This is a genomic window from Thorsellia anophelis DSM 18579 (genome assembly GCF_900111395.1).
In the GTDB taxonomy this organism is placed as follows: Bacteria; Pseudomonadota; Gammaproteobacteria; order Enterobacterales; family Thorselliaceae; genus Thorsellia; species Thorsellia anophelis.
The window spans coordinates 43257-62861 of sequence record NZ_FOHV01000004.1 but is presented as its reverse complement, the minus strand read 5'-3'; the positions used below and the strand labels follow the sequence as shown (position 1 = coordinate 62861).

Below are 19605 nucleotides of genomic sequence, written 5' to 3'. Positions count from 1 at the left end.
TCCTCTCCTATCATTGTAAGACATAGTTATTTTTTAAGTTCTAACACTCTAGTCTTAGCCTCATCATTGTGAGGATCTGTTGCTAATACCGATTCATACCAGTAAAGCGCTGTTTCTACATCAGCAGTGAAACATCCACCTGATATATTTGAAGCAGGATCAAACTCTTTTGCATAAGCAAGACCAATAGTCTTATCACCGGATTGGGATTTATAAGCGTAAATACGCTGAGCAATTGTACAAAAGCCACTTGATTTAGCGTCTTTAATGACTTGTAATAAATCCTGACTACTCGGTGAGGATTTTAAGCATGATTTAACAAACTCAACCTCATTCGCTGAAGTTTTAGCGGCTTCAAGAGAACAAGCGGGACTCACACTTGCATTGAGTACATTTGAAACCTCTTCTACAGTAGCAGGTTCAGACGCTTTTGGTTCTGTATTAAATAAATTTTGCACAAGGCCTAAAAAATATGCAGCTGCAGCCCCTGCAATAATTAATACCAATACAAGTGCTAATAATCCATATAATAACCCACGGCTCTTTTTAGCTGGTGGTACTGGGGGCTGATTAATAGGGGGGATATTAACAGGGTCAGGAATAATTTCAGGTATTTCAACTTGAGAGATATTTTGTAGCTCTATAGTTTCCTCAACAGTCTCAACAGTCACCGTGCTAGCAGGTGTGCTACCAGCAGCTTGTGAGCCTAATAAATTATTTGGCATCATAATTGTACCAGCAGATTTTTTTCCATCTGCTTGGCTTAATGTTAAACGAAATGAGGCGCTGGTCAATTTTAAAAGCGGATCTAAAAGATTTGGCTTAAAGACTAAGACAAACAGTTCCCCTTCTTTGTCTAATTTTGATATTGAGTGATAAACACTTCCTGCTCCCCATTCACCTACATTATCTAAAAAATAGTGGTCTTGATTACGTTGAATTGTAAACTGAAGAGATTCATCATCACCCGTCCAGCCTTTGATAAGCAACTTAGCCATACCTGGTACAGGGGGGGTTAAGGGCTCTAAACGTAAATTTATAACTTGGGACATAATAACTCCATTTTAAAATAGCACAGTAACATTCAAATATTCATAGTGTTACGTTTTATTAATTTAATGTATTTGCTCTCATAAGTGAAATAATCATTCCTAAGCGTTCATTGTCTTCAGCTGCAATTTCTCGACCTGCACTATGACCTGCATTTTCCTCAATGAGTTTCATTAAACCAACTAACCAATCATAAACATAACGTTCAGTATACCTAGTAGGCTGGTTATCCAAAGTAAGCAATTGATTGGATTCTTTTATAGAGGGTAAAACAGGATAAGTGGCCTCTGGTAACTTAAAAATTTCTTCGCCTGCAACCACCCTACTTTTAGGTCTTTGTTCCATAGCTACGTCTAAGTATCCTAACCATGATAAAAAATCCCCTAGATGAGTTAACGCTTTGAAAACTTGCCTGCTGACAAGTCTTTCACGTCGTACACCAATATGTTCAGTACCTCTAAATTTCTCCAATAAAGTTTGCTCAACTCTTAATCTCACTACTGCGGTTATCAGTTCATCTATGAATTTCTCCATTATATTCCTTGGTACACCAAGCACATTTAATAGCTCTGTATTTTCTGGTAGCTGCCGTAGATGAGCAAACCACTCACTCATAAGTGCTTCTGTAAATAGTTTATCTTGATCAGCAATTGCTGCATCATGATGTGCATTAATTGCTTCTTTTGATGCAAATTCATCAAAACTAACAGGTGCATCTGAGAATAAATCAATTCCATCCCCAAATGAGTTATCTGAACTAAATGGGTCATCTAACATTGATGATCCCGTTTGTGTTGACTCATTTGTTTGTCCACCCAGATTCGTAGCGAAATTCGCATCTTGTAAATATAAACGTTCTAATATTTTTTGCTCTGGAAGTAAAGCGACTAATATTTCCCCATGCCTTTTTGCTTGTTTATTCAATCCTTCCACAACTTCTCTTGCTACCTGTTGTTTTAATTGAAAATCTGCAGCCCCTTGAGCTTGATACCAATGCATTAACCGATTATCAATTAGATCATGTTTAATTTGTTCTAATTGCTCTTTAATACGAGAAATTTTATTTGCTAAAATGGCAGTTTCTTTTAACGTCGCGGTCATTCTATCCATACCACCATCGTTCAGTGTCATCATCGCGTCCCACGCTTCAGCAGAACTCGCAATATGCTTATTTATGGTTTCGTCTTGTACAAAGGTTTGTCTCATTAAAGCCAATTTGCTCTCATGATTAGGATTAATAGAAACTTCATGATTATCATCCAAAATAATCGATGAAAATTGTTCTAGTCTCGGTTTACGAACTAAAAAGGTATTATTAAACGGTTTGCCATCCCAATTTTGCAGCCAATCGTATTGACCAAAACGTTCAAGCATCGCCATCTTCATTAACCCACCAGTACCCCAAACATCATTTAATTGTGATTCATCTAGCGTTAAACTTTGCCCAACTCGCATATCAAACATGGTCAAAGCCCAAATTAGCCCTGCTTTACGCTTACTTCTTGCAATATAGTCCTCGCCCTGAGTACGTTTAATCCAATCATCTAATACGGGTCCTACGGAAGTGACATCTGATTGTTTTGAGGAAGCAGTACACATAATCAAGGTATTCATTTCTTGATTATCAGTGTAGCGCTCAAACAAGTAAGCAACTTTACCGCGTAAAAACAATTGCGAAAGAATATCTTCGGACTCATCTTGAGCATCATTATTTGCAACTTGCTGCATTGATTCTAAAGATAATCGTCCTCTATAACCTGGAAAATCAAGTAGATCAACAGATTCAAACAGAGGTTCACTGGTTTTATCACTTAAAGGAATATAGAGTTCTACAGTCAAGGCTGCTAACATAGCAATCGATACTGAAATGGGTTGGTTAACATTATCTGCAGTAACAATATTAATCTTAAAATCATCTTCGGTTTTTAGCCTGCTCAGCATATCTACATTCATAATGCTATCTTTTTGTGAATAAACACCTGCATGCTCAGTGACAAGCGCGCTTAGCGGTGCAAAAACCTTTTTTGCACCGGCCATATTCGAGATAGCAAAAGCAAAATCACGATACGCTTCGGTTAATTCAGGCAAAGCCCCCCAAAGAAGTGAGAATAATTCGGCTCTATCTGCTAGAGTTAAGTATGGGGCTAATTCAATTGCAATCGGCCAATAATGTACTTTAAATTGATTTTGACTCTTCTCGGCCAAGCGAACCATGTAATCCCATAAAGAAACAACATCATCAGAGTCAACACCTGGTATAATATTGTTTTGTTTACGCTTCATTAATGCTTGTAAATGCTGATTGATATAATTTTCATCAAACTCATTGCGAACTTTTTGCTGATTAAAATCATTAAAAAATGCATTAGCTAATATTTTTGCAATTTCAATCTCATTAAAAACTGATAATTCAACGGGAAAGTCTTTAGGAGCGTCGCTATGACGTGAACTAAACCGTGTCACTAAGCCTGTTGCTTCTTTCCCCCCACCAGGTGGATTGATGTGGTTTATAAAATCAAGCTGATGCTCACCTAACTGAGTCGCTAATTTACCCGTATCACTACTTGCAGCTAAAGATGAGATAAGGTACGATTTTCCTGCTTGGGATAAACCAAAAAAGCCAACTGTCATTGGTTGCATAGTGGCATGAGAAAGACTTTTTGATAAATTTCTAGCACGCCTTAATTTAATGATTAAATTATCAGCCTCACCATTAACGCGCTTAGACTCTTTTCTTACCTTTTTAATCCAGTCAATCGCTTGTCCAGATCCTTCATAAAGATTAACCCAGTTTTTAACTAATGCTTGCTGTTCAATTGAAATGCTTTTAAGTTGAGTTTGGTTTATTAATGCGTTTATCATTTTGTAAGTACCCTTCCACTATCCATCCAGTAATGCGTTGCACCAAGTCCTGTATCTGAAAGTGTGTTAAGTTGCAATTTCACATCACTTGGAGTAGCAGGTCTATCAATTCCTTCATGATTGATTAATTCAACTCTATCAACATAAATCCTTTTTTCCAGTGCAATTGCGTTACGTCTCATTTCATTTGAAATTGATTTATCTGGTTTTGCAGTTAACGTCACTTTTAAAATTCCCCCTTTAGCAATTTCTTCACGTGCTCGTTGAGAATTTATCGTTAAAGTATAAAGTGCAGCAGCCGGCCATCTTTCTATTTCTAGCTGTCGATACCCTAAACGCATGGACCCACGCATTTCAAAATTTGTTTCAGCTAATTCAAATTCAGTATCGTCTAGATTAATTTCTTTGTAGTAGACATTGTCATTTTTAATCATATTACTGTTATCTAACATGCCAAGATAACGCACCGTAGAATAAGGCCTAAAATTAGAAGCTCTAAAATAAAAATTTGGTAATCTTTGATTATCTGCAAGCAAACAGAGCATTGCACCTACAGCAGCAGTAGATTTAGGATCATCAATTCTTCCTTGTTTATTGAAAGGATACCACTCACCAGTGTAATAGCCATGCAAAGGTAATATACGCGTTGCAGGTACCGGTTGTAATTGATTAAATAAGGCAACAATACCTGGTAATCTAGAAGGTCTACCAGTGAGTAGTAAAACATCGCAACCATAATGATAAACCACTTCAGATAAGGCTTTTACGCTATGGGTAATATTCATTCTTCCAGTTAAGAAGGCATTATGTAATTCGGCTAGCTCAAAAGTAATGCGAATACCTAATAAGTTAAAGTCCAAAGATTGAACACCAAGCTCACGGCGCATTTCTTGATGAAAATACTCAAGCACATTTTCAGTTGGCCTTTGAGTGGCGCCTAGCAAATCTGCTACTGTATTGTCTATTTTGGCAAATCTCAATTTAGGATTATATTGCTCATATTCCCTTAATATTGCCAGACCTAGTGGACTTAATATCTGTAATGTGAATTGCTGCCTTAGTACTTGTTGCTGAGCGGTAGCACGTTCTGAGCCTAATAACCTTGAAAGTAATCCATCTGGGTTGCTTATCCCTACATTTGATAACGCTTTTCTAAATTGAGGGATGACAAATAGTTGAATCACATCAAGTAAAATATCATCCCCAGCAATTTTAAAGCCATCTCTAAATTGTTGAATTGGATAAATGCCTACATTACTCCCTAACCCTTCATCAAGCTTGTAATGTGTCACAACAAGATCAGTTGTTCCTCCACCAATATCAATCGAAGCAATATTTAATGTTTTACCAAATTTATCACCTAGCAAAGACCGTTTATCTGGCCTTGCGAGTGAGGCAAAAAATTCCTCAGGTCTACCACCAAAACAATTTTGAGTCTCATTATAAAGATAAACCATCTGGCCACAGGTCGCCTCATCCCATTGAATATTAATTTTAGGGATAGGCATAGCGGTTAAATCACTATTAGAAAGCGTAATATTAGACATTTCTAAAGGCGCGTCTATTTCATGCCAACCTAAACTCTTCCAAACTAATCCTATTGCTTGGCTCATTCTTTTTTCAAATATAATACGCTCCGGTTTCGGCATAGACGGAGGGACTGTCAGGATAATATTTTTAAGAATTCTTGGTGCTCTTGCATGACTCATTTGCAACCTTTGCCCTGCACTATTCATTTGTATTAATGCTTGCGTGAGTACTTCACTTAACATAAATGTCATCAATGATGAGCGACAATATTGTGGCGAAAACACGGGCATGCGTTCTTCCATATCTAATGTATATAGTGCCTCTCCGGTATCATTAATTAAATTAATCATTGGTGCAGCAGTAGCTAACGGTTCATGATCTGATTTGACAAATGCACGATTAAATCTCCAACCGACCTCATAAGCATCTTCATCCCACAAATAGCGTTTAGGACTTGAAATGCCTGTAGAGCCTTCAGTTCCTAATCGCTGGGAAGCAAGTCTACTCGCTTCAGATCCAACTCGTGTCATTGTTGGCCATGTAAACGCATCATATCGCCCGCTTTGCACACAGAAATCCTTTTTACCAAACTCAGCTTGAGCAAATTCAATTCGGCTCTCAAAGGGCTCTTGATAGACTTTGTGAGGAATTGATATATCTCTTAGCCTCAGTTCATAAATTTGTTCTAAGGTTTCTTTGTCTCCATCGTGATGTTCAACCAAAATACCACAGGTTCTAGAATTACCTACATCTAACAAGAGATCAACTGAAATAGCTTTATCCTGCTTATTTCTCAAACATGCATTCATTTGAATATCAGGAACAGTAATGTGCTCGCCTAAAATTGCAAGGACATTTAAATAATGAGCTTGATGGTTTAGATCTGTTAACGCAATTTCAATGTCTTCGCTGTACATTTTTAATCTTGTCACAGCTTGTTCTTTAAAGACTTCAACTAGCCAACTATTAACCCATTTAAATCCTAAAAAATCACCATGTTGATTTGATTGAAAAGCTAAGCCAAAGTTAACGCCACTATTCACATCTTCACGAGTAGGTGCCAGATATTGTGCATTAGCTGTGTTATCAAAAACTTTTGTATCAAATGCCAAAATAACTCGATATTCATTACCTTCTTCATCAGGCTCATCTAGTTTAACGATTTGCCCTCTTACCCAATTAATCGGCCCTTCAATAAAATTGCGTGGCGGACTATATCGGAAAAATGGTAAAGGTAACCATATCCCTTCCAGTAAAGTTACCGATTCATCAAGAGAAAATGAAAGCTGTCCTTGAGTCACCTTATCAGTACCAGGTTGAACGTAGTCATCTTTACGCTCATCATAAACTAATCTGATAAGTGCTCCTTGGACCGTAGACTTAATAAATTCACCAGGCCTAGCCTTTTTTAATGATGCCTTAAATCCAAAATCTAAAAATTGGATCCCACTATCTTCAATCAGTGTAATTTTTTCTTTAAAGTCTATTAAGGGTGCTAACATATTGTTCTTACTCCTCGCCTTTTAACTATCAATCGCATTTAAAATCTATTACTATCGCCACCCTTTTATCAGGCTACGTTATGTTTTGCCGATACTCGCTTTTAATTTGTAGTTGTTTTCATATTGATTGGAAAATTCGTCCCATTTTCGTATTGACCTTTACAAGTTGCATTCACACCACCCTCTTGTGTGCAGACAATTTCTGGTAAGCTATAGGTCGAGCCATCTGTACAATTTGCAACTGATTGATTATTAATACCAAGCTCACCACTTTTCAATCCTGCACTGACTGTTCCTTCACAGACCACACCATCACTTCTAGTGACTTGAGCTTTCCCCGCCCCCTCTTTAAAATCATACGTCAAAGCAAGTGGTTTGCCTGTTTTTGCATCTTGGATCCCACCAGTGGCTTTCCACGCACCATTTAAAAAATCAGTACCCTCAGTTGCTTTAGCCGATTCTGGGATAGAAAGTGGTTTAGGTTGTTCAGTAGGTATTGCTTCTTCTGGTTTCTGCTGTTCACCTTGCATTGGGGGAGCTTCTCCCTCTTTAGAGGAACTTTCACCCTCTGTTTCCCCATCAGACGCACCTAATTCAGGTGGGGTTTGATTAGCGGGTTCAGACGTTGACTCCTCTTTTGGATCAGCTTTTGATTCATCTTGCTGCTGTGGAGGAGTAGTATCCTCTGATTGTGCCTCATTTGAACTATTGTCATCTGCTGATGTTGAGTTTTCTTCCGCTTGTTCTGGGGCACTTCTATTTGTTTCATCTAAGTTTTGGCTTGTAGTCTCTTGCCCTGTTAATTGGTTAATCGTACCCTCGCCTACACCTATTTCAGGCAAAGTCACATTTGGTAATGATATATTAGGTAGTGAACCATCAGGCACAATTACCTCGGGCAATGTGACATCAGGTAATTGCACTTCTGGTAATTCTAACTCAGGTACCTTTATATCAGGCAAATTTGTATCTGGAATCGTTATGTCAGGAGTAGTCAATGTAGGAGAAGGCATTGTGAGATCTGGTGCAGTCAAATGCTTATATAAAAAATAACCGCCAATCAATAGTAACAACAATAGTAAAAGCAATAACAACCACCAAAACCAATTTGTTCGTTTGATTATTAACGGCTCATCTACCACCGGCGGCGGTGTAGCTGCAAGAGGAGATTTTACAGGAGGAGAGGCTAAGCAATCTAGCGGATTGAAACGAATTGATTCTAGATTATTAAGAAATCCCCAAAACGTGACTACCGGACGCCCATCAACCAAATAAATATGAGTGCTATCAGGAAATTGCCTAGCTTTTTGCAAAAGACTGGCAAATAATGCTTGTTCTTTTTTTTCACTGCCTAATAAGGCTTCACTCACTTCAATTAGCTCTTCATGGATTTTCTCTAACTGTAATAGCGCCATAGATCGTTCGGATTCTGAGGCTGATGACCAAGGCACTACATTTCCAGGAAAAGCACTATACCAATCAATTCTATCTCCTGCCTCATTCATTTGTGGAATGGCTAAAGATTCAGACGCCCGTAACCGCCCCCTTAATCTCAATGTTTCCCTTAATTGTATTGCTGATTGATAGACAGGCTTACCATGCTCACCAATTGGCTGAAAATCATTAAGTGAATGGCTCCGTAGAAGAATTTTATTCATATACTATATCCTAGATATGCATCAAGCAAAACTAATAACTGTTGAGAAAAAATGGATGAAAAATTATTTTACATTTTTTTATTATACTTCATACCTTCATTATAAACGATATCATCTTATTAATGTAATTATATGTTTCATTTCATCTTAAGCTGCTGTTTAGCATAAATATTATCTCAAGCCTTAAGTAATAGTTTATTTACTAAGTCAATACGGCTTTTCAATGAACACATTATATATAGCAGTTTCATTTAGAAAACGTTATTGATAATGACCTTAGTAAATTAAATTCAAATTGATTCAGGTACATATTATTAAAACAAACAATTATCATAATTGATTGACAAATTGGGTTTTAACATAATCAATCCACTACATATAAATCAATCCATCCAGTCTTATTTAGGATATTTCCACGTATTACAAAATCCTTCCAATTTTGTTGAAGCCTTTTAATCATAATAAAACGATTATCACCGCTTAAACACTCTTCTATCATCCCTTGATATTCGAGCACTAAAAGGTCATGCTTGAAGTAAGCTTTATAGTTATCATCACACTTAACATTTTCTGAATTATTCGGATGGCTTGTTTGAATGGATACATGATCTTTTGTAATGCTGACTTGAAGTTCAACTTGCCTTGAGGCATCAAGCATATTGCTTGGCTGATTTTGCAATCTTACGAACCAATCCTCTAGTTCAATCAGAGCGTAAGGATCTGAATAATGCTCAAAAATCTGCTCAACCGAACCCTCATAAAAAAAAGGAGAACCATTGTTATAATATTCAAAATTAGATAGAACTTCATATTTCTTATCCGTATTCATATAACTGTTTATATCTTTAAAGATATAACTTTTTCTATTGAATGGATCAAAAACCTCGTCATGAGATTGTGCGGGCCCATCAAAGCTATTAAATGAGTAATCTTGATTTGATAATAACATTTCACTTAAAGAGGCGGTATATTGGAATCTCTCTTGGCAATTATAAATAACCTCATTTTTCATATAGGTCAAATATGCATCATCTTCTTTTGCAGGACCTAAACTGATACAACGCTTTTCAAGACCATTTTTAAGTGCAATATAATCAGATGACTTAACTTTATTTGGAAATAATTCAGAATCATCACTAAATTCTGCCTCTGAATAAATCCCCATGAAAGTATGACTATAAAAAGTCAGCTCGTCAAATTTTAGAGATGAGTTGTACTCGCCATAAATTCCCTCACCAAATGAAATAGATTCTAAGCCAATAATATGCCTTCTAAATGATTTTGTATCAAATAATATCATCTCAATTAGATGAGTATCAGCCCCATCACTATCACTTCTTCCTTTAAATAAAATAAAATATTGTCCATTGTAAACACCATTTTTTATGGGGAAAAAATCTGGTGAAGGATGTATGCAATTAGTTTCGATAATTGGGATAGACTCATCTTTCATACCTTCAAGCTCATAATACTCTTGAGTGGAATTATAGGACTCAGTGTCAATTTTTAAATAATCAATTATTAAAGTTTCTATCGATGGAGTGTGGGCTTGATGATATTTTGCTTCCTCAAGACAGTTGCTAATAGCTAAGGCATTAACTGAAAAAAGCATACAACAAATACCTAACAAATAATATTTAACCATTTTATCTACTCTGCCTTCTTTACAATATAGGTTGGCTGAAAATTAATGTATTTATTCTACAAATAATGATAGATTAAAGTGGTTTATTTCACTCAATCACATTTTAATCACTGTTATGTTAGTCCAAAAAAGAAATCAACTAAAACATATTTACCATTACACAGACAACTAACTCGTAAATATGCATATTCAATAATGCTCAATTTCAATTCTAAAACAGGAAAAACCATGCCAAAGTCTGTTTCTTATCGCGCTAAACTTACTCATAAACCATTTGAAGTGATTGCCTGTAGAGAGTATTGTGGCGCATGTTGTATTGCCCCTTCTATTTCGAGTCCAATTCCAGGTATGCCTAATGGTAAAAAAGCAGGTGAGCCTTGTATTCATTTAAGTGAACAAATGACCTGTCAAATTTTTACTTCACCTGACAGACCGGAATGTTGCGATGGATTACAACCTAATGCTGAAATGTGTGGTGATTCTCGAGAACAAGCGCTTAGATTTTTAGGCATTTTAGAGGCAGATACGATACCTGTTATAAAACTATAAAATATCTTTGAATTCTTCAAGATAATCTCGACCACGGCTAGCTAAAAAGTCCAAGGTTTTTTTAGGACTTTGGTTAATCACTCTATCGAGTGGAAACTCCGTTTTTTGAAGGATTAATTCACAATGAGGGAAATCTCCTAAATGGTAAGCGATATGTGAATCTGACCCTATCGACAATAGCCCGCCTGCATCACGCACCGCTTCTGCAATTTTTAAACAATTAGCAGCGCTACCTACTCGTGAATGCGTAAAGGACGAATTATTTAACTCAAGAGCGACACCATATTCAGCTGCAGCTTTTGCAACTTCATTAATATCAATTGGAAATTTAGGATTACCAGGATGACTGATAATATGAACATCACCATTTGAAATAGCCGCTATAAGAGCCTCAGTATGCATGAAAATATTTTGAGGGGCATAAACTGGTTCATGAAACCCTGCTAATACAAGATCGACTGCCTTAAGCATTGGACCAGTACAGTCAATGTCACCTTGTTGATTTTTTATGTTTGCTTCAATTCCTCTTAGTACACCAACGTCCTCAATTACCCTTGGCCATATACGTAAGTTCATAAAATGCCAATAATGGGGTGCATCTGCCATATCAGGCCCATGATCTGTTATTGCAAGTAGCTTAATGCCTTTTTTTTTTGCAATAGGGATGTAATCATGAATTGTGCTATAAGCATGGGTACTTGCAACAGTATGCATGTGTAAATCAACAGGAAACATAGTTCACCTCAATATTAGTTACCATAATCATCATATTTGGTAAATAAAAACCAATTTAAGAGTTTTTCAAGAAAATAGAATATTGCTTTATGAAATAGTATAGCGTTTTTTAAGCAAAAATGTTCACGTTTAACTATTTTCATTTTCATTATTTAAGCTAAAAAACAAAATTATACCCAATATTAGTATTACATCTCACTTAATATGAAGATGAGCTTTAATGATCCCTATCAACATCAATTTGAACAATATGCCTGTATATATTTGCAACTATCTAGCAAATAAGTAAAATTAATTCTGATATTGAATTAAACATTTTGATTTCTAGAGTACTGCTTCATACGTTTTTCAGATTCATATTGATTTAATGAATAAATTGCCCAAATAGTTGCAGGCAACCACCCTAAAAAGGTTAATTGAAACAATAGACAAAAGATACCAGAAAAAGGCCTGCCTATTGTAAAAAATGCTAGCCACGGAAAAATAATAGCAATGAATATTCGCATAGTAACTCCAACTAAAAATTATCTGGTACGGTAATTGTGAAAACGCATTATACAACTTAGACCTAATTTAGCTCCTTTTTAATTAAGTCAAATTGATACTTTTTGACCGCATAATAAAAATCAACTTAACACAGTCTATCAGTACAATAATGTTTCAGCAATTTGTATTAAAATCTGTTAGAATCCACCCTATATCAGTATCAACCCTCACTAAACAAACTTGCTTTTAAGCAAAATTAATTATTTTTTAACTTTAGGAATCTAATATGGGCTTTAAATGTGGCATAGTCGGCTTGCCAAACGTCGGAAAATCAACTTTATTTAATGCACTTACTCAAGCTGGTATTGAAGCTGCAAACTTTCCATTTTGCACTATAGAACCAAATACAGGTGTTGTTCCTGTACCAGATGACCGTCTTAACGAATTAGCAAAAATTATTAATCCTCAAAGGATTGTTCCAACCACAATGGAGTTTGTTGATATTGCAGGCTTAGTTAAAGGTGCATCAAAAGGTGAAGGTCTTGGAAATCAATTTTTAAGCAATATACGAGAAACTGATGCTATTGGTCACGTGGTTAGATGTTTTGAAAATGATAATATTATTCATGTTGCAGGTAAAATTGACCCTCTTGATGATATTGATACCATCAACACTGAATTAGCACTCTCGGATCTTGATACTTGTGAGCGTGCGATACATAGAGTACAAAAAAAGGCTAAAGGCGGAGATAAAGATGCCAAAGTTGAATTAGAGGCACTTCAAAAGTGCTTACCTCATCTTGAAAATGCAGGGCAATTAAGAGCATTGTCAACATTAACAGACGAAGAAAAAAATGCAATTAAATATATTAATTTTTTAACTTTAAAACCAACTATGTATATTGCAAATGTGAATGAAGACGGATTTGAAAACAACCCTTTTTTGGATAAAGTTAAAGCACTAGCTGAACAAGAAAAGGCTGTGGTTGTAGCAGTTTGTGCGGCAATTGAATCTGATTTAGCCGAATTAGACGAGGAAGATAGAGCAGATTTTATGGAATCACTTGGATTAACAGAACCTGGCCTAAACAGAGTTATTCGTGCTGGGTATGAGTTATTAAACCTACAAACCTACTTTACTGCAGGCGTTAAAGAAGTTAGAGCGTGGACTATCCCTGTTGGAGCAACAGCTCCACAAGCAGCAGGTAAAATTCACACAGACTTTGAAAAAGGGTTCATCAGGGCTCAAACTATTGCATTTGAAGATTTCATTCAATACAAAGGTGAGCAAGGTGCAAAAGAAGCAGGTAAAATGAGAGCTGAAGGTAAAGACTATATAGTGAAAAATGGTGATGTTTTAAACTTCTTATTTAATGTGTAGCGATTTGAACTGAAAAATTTTATTGATTGGTGTTCGTTTTCAGAACACCAATTAATAAAATTGGCAAATACACAATTTAAATTACGGCTTAGTTACTTAGGTAAGATCAAGTGACAATGCTTAATGAATTTATCACTAGAGCCTATAAATACTCCCCTACTCGACACGGAATTTCGAACACTATCAAAATAACTCTTTTTCCCGCGCTTTTAAAGACCTCATAACACTATTTATACCTTTCTTTGTCTCTTTGTTATAATTTTGGATGAGTTAACAGCAACTGTTATAATCCTTTTTTAAATATAGTCGTTCTTCTAAGAATTAGTGTCTTGCAAGGAATGGAAAAACTTAAAGTATTTCTGGAAAATTCATCAAATAAGCCGCCTTGACATTGTAACCAGATAGGTTACAATGTGCATATGATCAAAAATTTTAAACATAAAGGACTAGAAAAATTTTACCTAACTGGTAGTACAGTCGGTATCCAAGCTATACATGCAAAGCGGCTTAGATTAATTTTATCAAATCTTGATCAAGCTGAATGTATTGAAGAAATGGACTTACCTGGTTTACGTTTGCATGAACTAAGTGGTTCCCGAAAAGGCACTTGGTCCGTCACAGTAAATGGTAATTGGCGCATTACGTTCAAATTCAACGGACGAGATGCTGAAATTGTAAACTATGAGGATTATCACTAATGACTATGCACAACCCAGCTCATCCAGGAGAAATTTTGAGGGATTTGCTAATTGCTCCTTTAAATTTAACAATCAGTGATGTCGCAGATCACCTTGATATAAGCAGGAAAACCCTATCAAAAATATTAAATGGACGAAGTTCAATTACTCCTGAAATGGCTATGCGATTAGAACTTGCTTTTGTCAGGCCATCAGCTGAACATTGGTTACGCCTTCAAAATGCTTACGATATTTCGATTCTCAGAACTAGAAAAGAAACCCTACATGTGCAATCTTTTGAGCCCATACTGGGATAAGTTTATGCCCGCAGATAAACTAAATTAACTAGCACATTTTTTATGTTTTTAAGACATTGCAAAATAGTTATTATAATATGGTTGTTGCTATGCCAAAGTGAAGTTATCAAAGCAAACATTTTAGTATCAATTTAGTATTAGAGCCCAGAAAAACGCTAAATATGGCTATTATCCCAGCAACTACCAAAGTGAGTACAAAGGTGAGTATAATTTGAAATGAGAAATTTAAAGCAATTATAATACAATCACTTGAATTAAGAGTTGCGCTTTAATGTGTGGCATTTTGTAGTGAACGGATTATGACAAAATATGGTGTTCATTTTACTGAGCACAAAAAAATTAAATGACCGAATAATCGGCATTACAGAGACCTTTGAATTTCTATATGAATTTTGAACTCGCATATTTAGCAATCAGGTCATGCTTTAAAAATAAACAAATCATATGCAAAATAACAGCATTTTGGTATGAATTTACACCACTTTTTGCATGTGATGACAATTTATACACTTATGCAAAGCTCTCTATTAACATTATCATAACAACCTTCATATGTTACATCCCCTGATTTTCATTCATTCTCATCTCCCGAGCCTATCTGCTTCAAATGCTGTTGCTCAAGCAATTTTACTTCCCTGTCAAAATCGGATTCAAACAAACGGTCCTGAATTATACGATATTTTTCAAACTCACTTTCTGCGTGAGTTTTGGCAATTTCGGCACTCACTTTGCCAGCATCCTGTAAAATTTCCCTATCTGTGGCAGCAATAAAACGGTTTATACGATCTTCCCAATCATTCATAGTCATTGGTATTTGCCGTAGTGCCATATCTTCAGCTACATCCAAATAGGCACTGACCAGACGTTGCAACTGCGCCATTTCATCTTGATTCAAATAATTTTTGGCAACGTTCACATCAAATTTTTGAATTTTACCTCGTGGGGAATCCTTCCATGTTATCAGTCCCATATTGGTTTTATCGGCGTCTGCGCGTGCGTATATGACTTCTGCAGCGGTTTGCCCATGAATAGCCCAGTGTAATTTATTCTGAATTGTGGCAAAAAAACGCTTGGTCACTTGAGCCGAGACATCATAATCAATAGCAGTTGCATAAATATCAGTAATTTTTTGATAGAATTTACGTTCTGATAAACGTATCTCGCGAATACGCTCCAGCTGTTCTTCAAAATATTCTTTCCCAAGAATGGTGCCGTCATTTTTTAGACGCTCATCATCCATAACATAGGCTTTTATGGTATATTCTTTAATAATACCCGTTGCCCATTTGCGAAATTGTACTGCGCGTTCGGAGTTTACTTTATACCCAATAGCTATAATAGCAGAAAGGTTATAGTGCTTGGTGTTATAGCTTTTACCGTCCCTAGCAGTTATTCGAAAATTTCGAATAACTGTATTCTCATCCAACTCACAGTCAGAAAATATGTTTTTTAGGTGATAATTGATGGTATTCGTCTCTACATCATATAGCGTACCTAGCATTTTTTGGGTGAGCCACACATCTTCATCCGCATAAATGGTCTCAACACCACCCTCACCGCTAGCAGCTATAAAGGTGAGATATTCAGCAGCTGATGAGCGAATTGCTGGTGACTTTTCTTTCTTTTTTATCATATGGTTAGCTCCTTTTAAAAGTTGGACATTTTATCATTTACTTCGTAAATATTTAGGATTATCTCCATACTTTCATCAATCTGGGATTATTGGTTTTATCTTGTTGCTAATATTGGCTGGCATCGAGAGAAAAGACATCTTCGTGATTTTTATCAAAAGTGCGTAAAACCATGCCCTTTAGGGCAAAGATGTAAGCACGGACTGCCTCGCAGTTCTCTTGGTAATTAAATACTTTGATATATTAGATCGATAAAACGTGTAGAAATCCACTGATTTACTTTTACATATTTGCTTAGCGCATCAGTAAATTGACGATGATAGCTCACTTCTTGAATAGCTGAAACAAGATAGCTTTCATCGTGCTGATTAATAAATTTTGTATGACTGCCCGTTCTCTCAGTAAAAACATCTAATACAATGTCAAGTAATCGTGAACGTATTAAGCGTGCATTATCACTTTCTATTAGTAGCATCGCTAAATTCAAAACTGCACGAAAACTAAATACTCCTAGAATAGTTGTTTTGGTACCGTAATGAATTACGGTGCCAAAAAACAAATCCTTAAACTTTCTGAGTTGTTCGCCTGTAAGCAAAGCGTAGCCATTCTTTTTTAATTCATCAGCATATTTAACCAGATACTTTTCAATAGTAATTTCACTTACATCAAATAAATTAATGACATGTTCTTTGGTAAATACCGTTTTGCCTTCAAATTGCAAACCTCCTAAAGCTAGACGAGTTTCTGCTTGATCTAAAACATAATGGTTGTTTAGTATATTCTGTCGGTCATATAATGATGAGGTTAAGTCTTTAGCCATTTAAACTCCTACTTTGTTGCTTGTAAATAGGATATGATGTAAAAAATGTTATTGTTAGTTGGCTAACACTACGTTTTTAAAAACACTAAAGCTTTTGGGCAATTGTCTGTTGCCCAATTAATACCTTAGAAATTTAGATGCCCTAATGCTAGCACGAGTAAAAAACGTTCCAACGACATTGGTCAAAATAAACATAAAATAGGTTATCATATTTTTTCTTATCAGCAGTAATTTTTGTCTTATTGATTAGATTTTTTATTCTCACCCGTGGTATTTTAGCCATCTGTTAATTGTCTATACTGAAGTTACTTCAAGTTGCAGGTGCTGATATTCTTACGATGTCTATTGAGTGGGTTAAGTAATGCCAAAACCTGCATCTTGATTTCCATTGAGTATACATCTTCAGTAATCTTTGAAAACAATCAGAGTAATGAGTGACGGAAAGTACTTTACATTGCTATTACCTAGGGCTGTCAAGCCCAGATGAAACTATCAAAATAAACTTTTAAGTTTTAAAGCACCCAAAAATCCTAAATATGGCTATATTACCAGCAATTACCAAAGTGAGTACAAAGGTGAGTATAATTTGAAATGAGAAATTTAAAGTATTTATAATACAATCACTTGATTTGAGAGTTGCGCTTTAATGTGTAGCGATTTAAATTACATCTTCTTTCAATCATGTGGGTATGAAATAAATTTAAATTCATTTCATACCCCAAAGAAAGTAAATATTAATTATTTGTACTTTTTTATTCAATCTAAAGCTTCTTTTTATTTAAGTTCAATCATATGTTTTTAATGTGATTGTAATTCTTTATAAAAATCAGGATTAGATTTAATTGTTGCTAGTACTTTAGCTGCTAATCCTGTTGGATTACGTCTCCCTGACTCCCAACTTTTAATCGTATCTAAACTCGTTCCAAGGGCAATAGCTAATTCACTTTGAGAAACATTCAATTGTTGACGAAGTTCTTTTACATCAGCTAATTCATAACGTTTACGAATAGCATTAGTATTAAGACCATTTTTAATATCAACAGCTTCTTCAAGTGATGCTTTCAATTCATCAAAAAAATTCATATTACACCTATTTTTTCAATAACTTAGTTAATTTTTTAGCTCTATTTTTTCAAATTCAGTCAAATTTGTCTTCTTGCTTTTATGATAAGCTAACACTAGAAAAATCATTTGTTTTGAAGCAATAAAATAAATAACTCTTATACCACTACTCTTACCCTTAGAATTATTAGGCATGCTTATTTTACGTAGCCCACCTGTATTTTTAATTCAAACACCTTTTTCTGGAGAACAAATTAACTCTATCTGTAGCTCTTTATCTGTAGCTCTTTATCTGTAGCTCTTTGAGCTCATTATCTGTTGCAAGTTCTTTAATTTGACGTGTAAAAATTGGTGTTTCTATGAATTCAATAGCATGAGCTATTTAAAATTCCTTTTTAAAAGGGGTACACTGTACACCATTTTGCGATTATATCAATAATTCCCTAAGAATTTTCACTTTTTAAGGACTGTCAACGCTTCAAGCTCAAAAATTAAATATTATGAAAATTAATAAGTAGCTACTTAGCTTGGTAGTTCTTGAGAAAGATACATCTATTCTTCAGACCTCCTTAGCATTAAATTTGAAAACAATACCATGAGGGGGTATGACAATATCGATTGAGTAAAAAATCTAGAACTATCATGCTTTTTAGAGCATTTTATTTAAGAGTCTAACTCGTCTGTCCTGCCGTGATTTATCGACTCAATCAAAATACTGAGGTGGTATTTTATGACTGAGATGACGGTAAGTTAGTCATCAATCAATGCAATCAGAAAAAAATCCACATCCTTAAGCGTTCGTAATAACCACCATAAAGAAAAAAGATTAAAACATCTAAATTTCAATATTTTAGACAATCAATCATGATTTTATTAATAGCTATTCTAGCAATTACCAAAGTGAGTACAAAGGTGAGCATCATTTGAAATGATAAATTAAATATGATTATAATACAGCAACTTGAATTGAGAATTGCGCTTTAATGTGTAGCTTAGCACGACGTCTTTTATAGGTTAAAGCATTTGCGTAATCGCATGCGTGACTTCTTCAGCGCTTTTGCGGCTAACTGACAAGGCTAGTCGTAGTTTTGATTTTTGCTCATCAAAGACTGCTAATGCACCTTTGTGTTTGTTTCCAATCATAGTATCAGCTTCCCAGTCACCAAGTCGTGTTCGGTTATTAGCTGCTTCTGGTCTTTAATCAATATCTTTTCTATTCGGTATACCAGACTGTACCGTAATGCTTTCTATAGGTCTTACCTTGATGTCGTAAGTGCGTATACAAATCACCGCCTGCTTTTTTATCTGCCAAGATATATTGGTAGACTGTTTCATGATCCAATTTAATTATGCCGTCACTTGCTAACCGTCCCACTATTTGTTCAGGGCCCCATTCTCGACGAAGGTATTTATCAATTTTTTTAGTTATCTCAGCTGTCAATTTTACAAGTTTATGCTTGTCTTTATTACGGTTTACTTCTCTGCTAATTGTACTTTGTGAACGCTCAAAATCTCTTGCTATTTGTGATAAAGACATTCCTTTTTTCAATGAAGTATTGATATAATGCCTTTCTTGAAGACTCAGGTGATTGTAGCTCATTGTGTAGCCATCTGCTTTGTTTCGTCGCTTAGCATTATATCTCTGAGTTTTCATCTTTTCGACCCTCAATTAATGCCATGCGACTGACAGCGGCTATGCA

16 protein-coding genes and 1 pseudogene are annotated in these 19605 nt (G+C 35.5%); 4 read left to right on the top strand and 13 right to left on the bottom strand.

Features of this window, described 5'->3' with window-relative positions:
* Window positions 1-26: 26 nt before the first annotated feature.
* From BMW37_RS03290 to BMW37_RS03270, 5 genes are all read right to left on the bottom strand, one after another.
* Window positions 27-1052, bottom strand: coding sequence for a hypothetical protein (locus tag BMW37_RS03290; protein ID WP_093317798.1), 1026 nt, complete (start codon window positions 1050-1052; stop codon window positions 27-29).
* A 58-nt stretch (window positions 1053-1110) separates the two neighbouring features.
* Window positions 1111-3912, bottom strand: coding sequence for a putative virulence factor (locus BMW37_RS03285; RefSeq protein WP_093317797.1), 2802 nt, complete (start codon window positions 3910-3912; stop codon window positions 1111-1113).
* Complete coding sequence (locus BMW37_RS03280) at window positions 3909-6944, bottom strand: virulence factor SrfB (RefSeq protein ID WP_093317796.1); 3036 nt, start codon at window positions 6942-6944, stop codon at window positions 3909-3911. The genes BMW37_RS03285 and BMW37_RS03280 overlap by 4 nt, the downstream gene beginning before the upstream one ends.
* Window positions 6945-7045: 101 nt before the next feature.
* Window positions 7046-8602, bottom strand: coding sequence for an SrfA family protein (locus tag BMW37_RS03275; RefSeq protein WP_093317795.1), 1557 nt, complete (start codon window positions 8600-8602; stop codon window positions 7046-7048).
* Window positions 8603-8966: 364 nt separating this feature from the next.
* Entirely contained in the window at window positions 8967-10214 is a 1248-nt protein-coding gene (locus BMW37_RS03270) for a hypothetical protein (protein WP_093317794.1), read from the bottom strand.
* A gap of 315 nt (window positions 10215-10529) precedes the next feature.
* Between BMW37_RS03270 and BMW37_RS03265 the strand changes: the two genes are divergently transcribed.
* Window positions 10530-10796, top strand: coding sequence for a YkgJ family cysteine cluster protein (locus tag BMW37_RS03265; protein WP_218139455.1), 267 nt, complete (start codon window positions 10530-10532; stop codon window positions 10794-10796).
* Here BMW37_RS03265 and BMW37_RS03260 read toward each other — a convergent pair.
* On the bottom strand, window positions 10791-11531 hold the full coding sequence (locus BMW37_RS03260; protein WP_093317792.1) for a phosphatase: 741 nt from the start codon (window positions 11529-11531) through the stop codon (window positions 10791-10793). The two genes, BMW37_RS03265 and BMW37_RS03260, sit on opposite strands and share 6 nt — an antisense overlap.
* Window positions 11532-11839: 308 nt before the next feature.
* Entirely contained in the window at window positions 11840-12037 is a 198-nt protein-coding gene (locus tag BMW37_RS03255; RefSeq protein WP_093317791.1) for a YqaE/Pmp3 family membrane protein, read from the bottom strand.
* A gap of 266 nt (window positions 12038-12303) precedes the next feature.
* Here BMW37_RS03255 and ychF point away from each other — a divergent pair, with 266 nt between their 5' ends.
* The 3 genes from ychF (at window position 12304) to BMW37_RS03240 (ending at window position 14392) form a co-directional block, all read left to right on the top strand.
* The gene (gene ychF, locus BMW37_RS03250) at window positions 12304-13398 is read left to right on the top strand and encodes a redox-regulated ATPase YchF (protein WP_093317790.1); all 1095 of its coding nucleotides are present in this window, start codon (window positions 12304-12306) and stop codon (window positions 13396-13398) included.
* Window positions 13399-13817: 419 nt separating this feature from the next.
* Entirely contained in the window at window positions 13818-14096 is a 279-nt protein-coding gene (locus tag BMW37_RS03245; protein WP_093317789.1) for a type II toxin-antitoxin system RelE/ParE family toxin, read from the top strand.
* Window positions 14096-14392, top strand: a complete 297-nt coding sequence (locus BMW37_RS03240; protein ID WP_093317788.1) for a HigA family addiction module antitoxin — start codon at window positions 14096-14098, stop codon at window positions 14390-14392. The genes BMW37_RS03245 and BMW37_RS03240 overlap by 1 nt, the downstream gene beginning before the upstream one ends.
* 571 nt (window positions 14393-14963) lie before the next feature.
* Here BMW37_RS03240 and BMW37_RS03235 read toward each other — a convergent pair.
* From BMW37_RS03235 to BMW37_RS03215, 6 genes and pseudogenes are all read right to left on the bottom strand, one after another.
* Window positions 14964-16025: a virulence RhuM family protein gene (locus tag BMW37_RS03235; protein ID WP_093317783.1), complete on the bottom strand. Its 1062-nt coding sequence runs from the start codon at window positions 16023-16025 to the stop codon at window positions 14964-14966.
* 224 nt (window positions 16026-16249) lie between these two features.
* The gene (locus BMW37_RS03230) at window positions 16250-16843 is read right to left on the bottom strand and encodes a hypothetical protein (protein WP_093317781.1); all 594 of its coding nucleotides are present in this window, start codon (window positions 16841-16843) and stop codon (window positions 16250-16252) included.
* Window positions 16844-17641: 798 nt separating this feature from the next.
* Window positions 17642-17926: a NadS family protein gene (gene nadS / locus BMW37_RS03225; protein ID WP_093317780.1), complete on the bottom strand. Its 285-nt coding sequence runs from the start codon at window positions 17924-17926 to the stop codon at window positions 17642-17644.
* Between the two features lie 27 nt (window positions 17927-17953).
* Window positions 17954-18287, bottom strand: a pseudogene (locus tag BMW37_RS03220) (type II toxin-antitoxin system RelE/ParE family toxin).
* 632 nt (window positions 18288-18919) lie between these two features.
* Complete coding sequence (locus BMW37_RS15715) at window positions 18920-19048, bottom strand: hypothetical protein (RefSeq protein WP_281241257.1); 129 nt, start codon at window positions 19046-19048, stop codon at window positions 18920-18922.
* Between the two features lie 70 nt (window positions 19049-19118).
* Window positions 19119-19559 carry a helix-turn-helix domain-containing protein gene (locus BMW37_RS03215; protein ID WP_093317779.1) on the bottom strand — a complete coding sequence of 147 codons (441 nt, stop codon included), beginning with the start codon at window positions 19557-19559 and terminating at the stop codon, window positions 19119-19121.
* Window positions 19560-19605 lie beyond the last annotated feature (46 nt).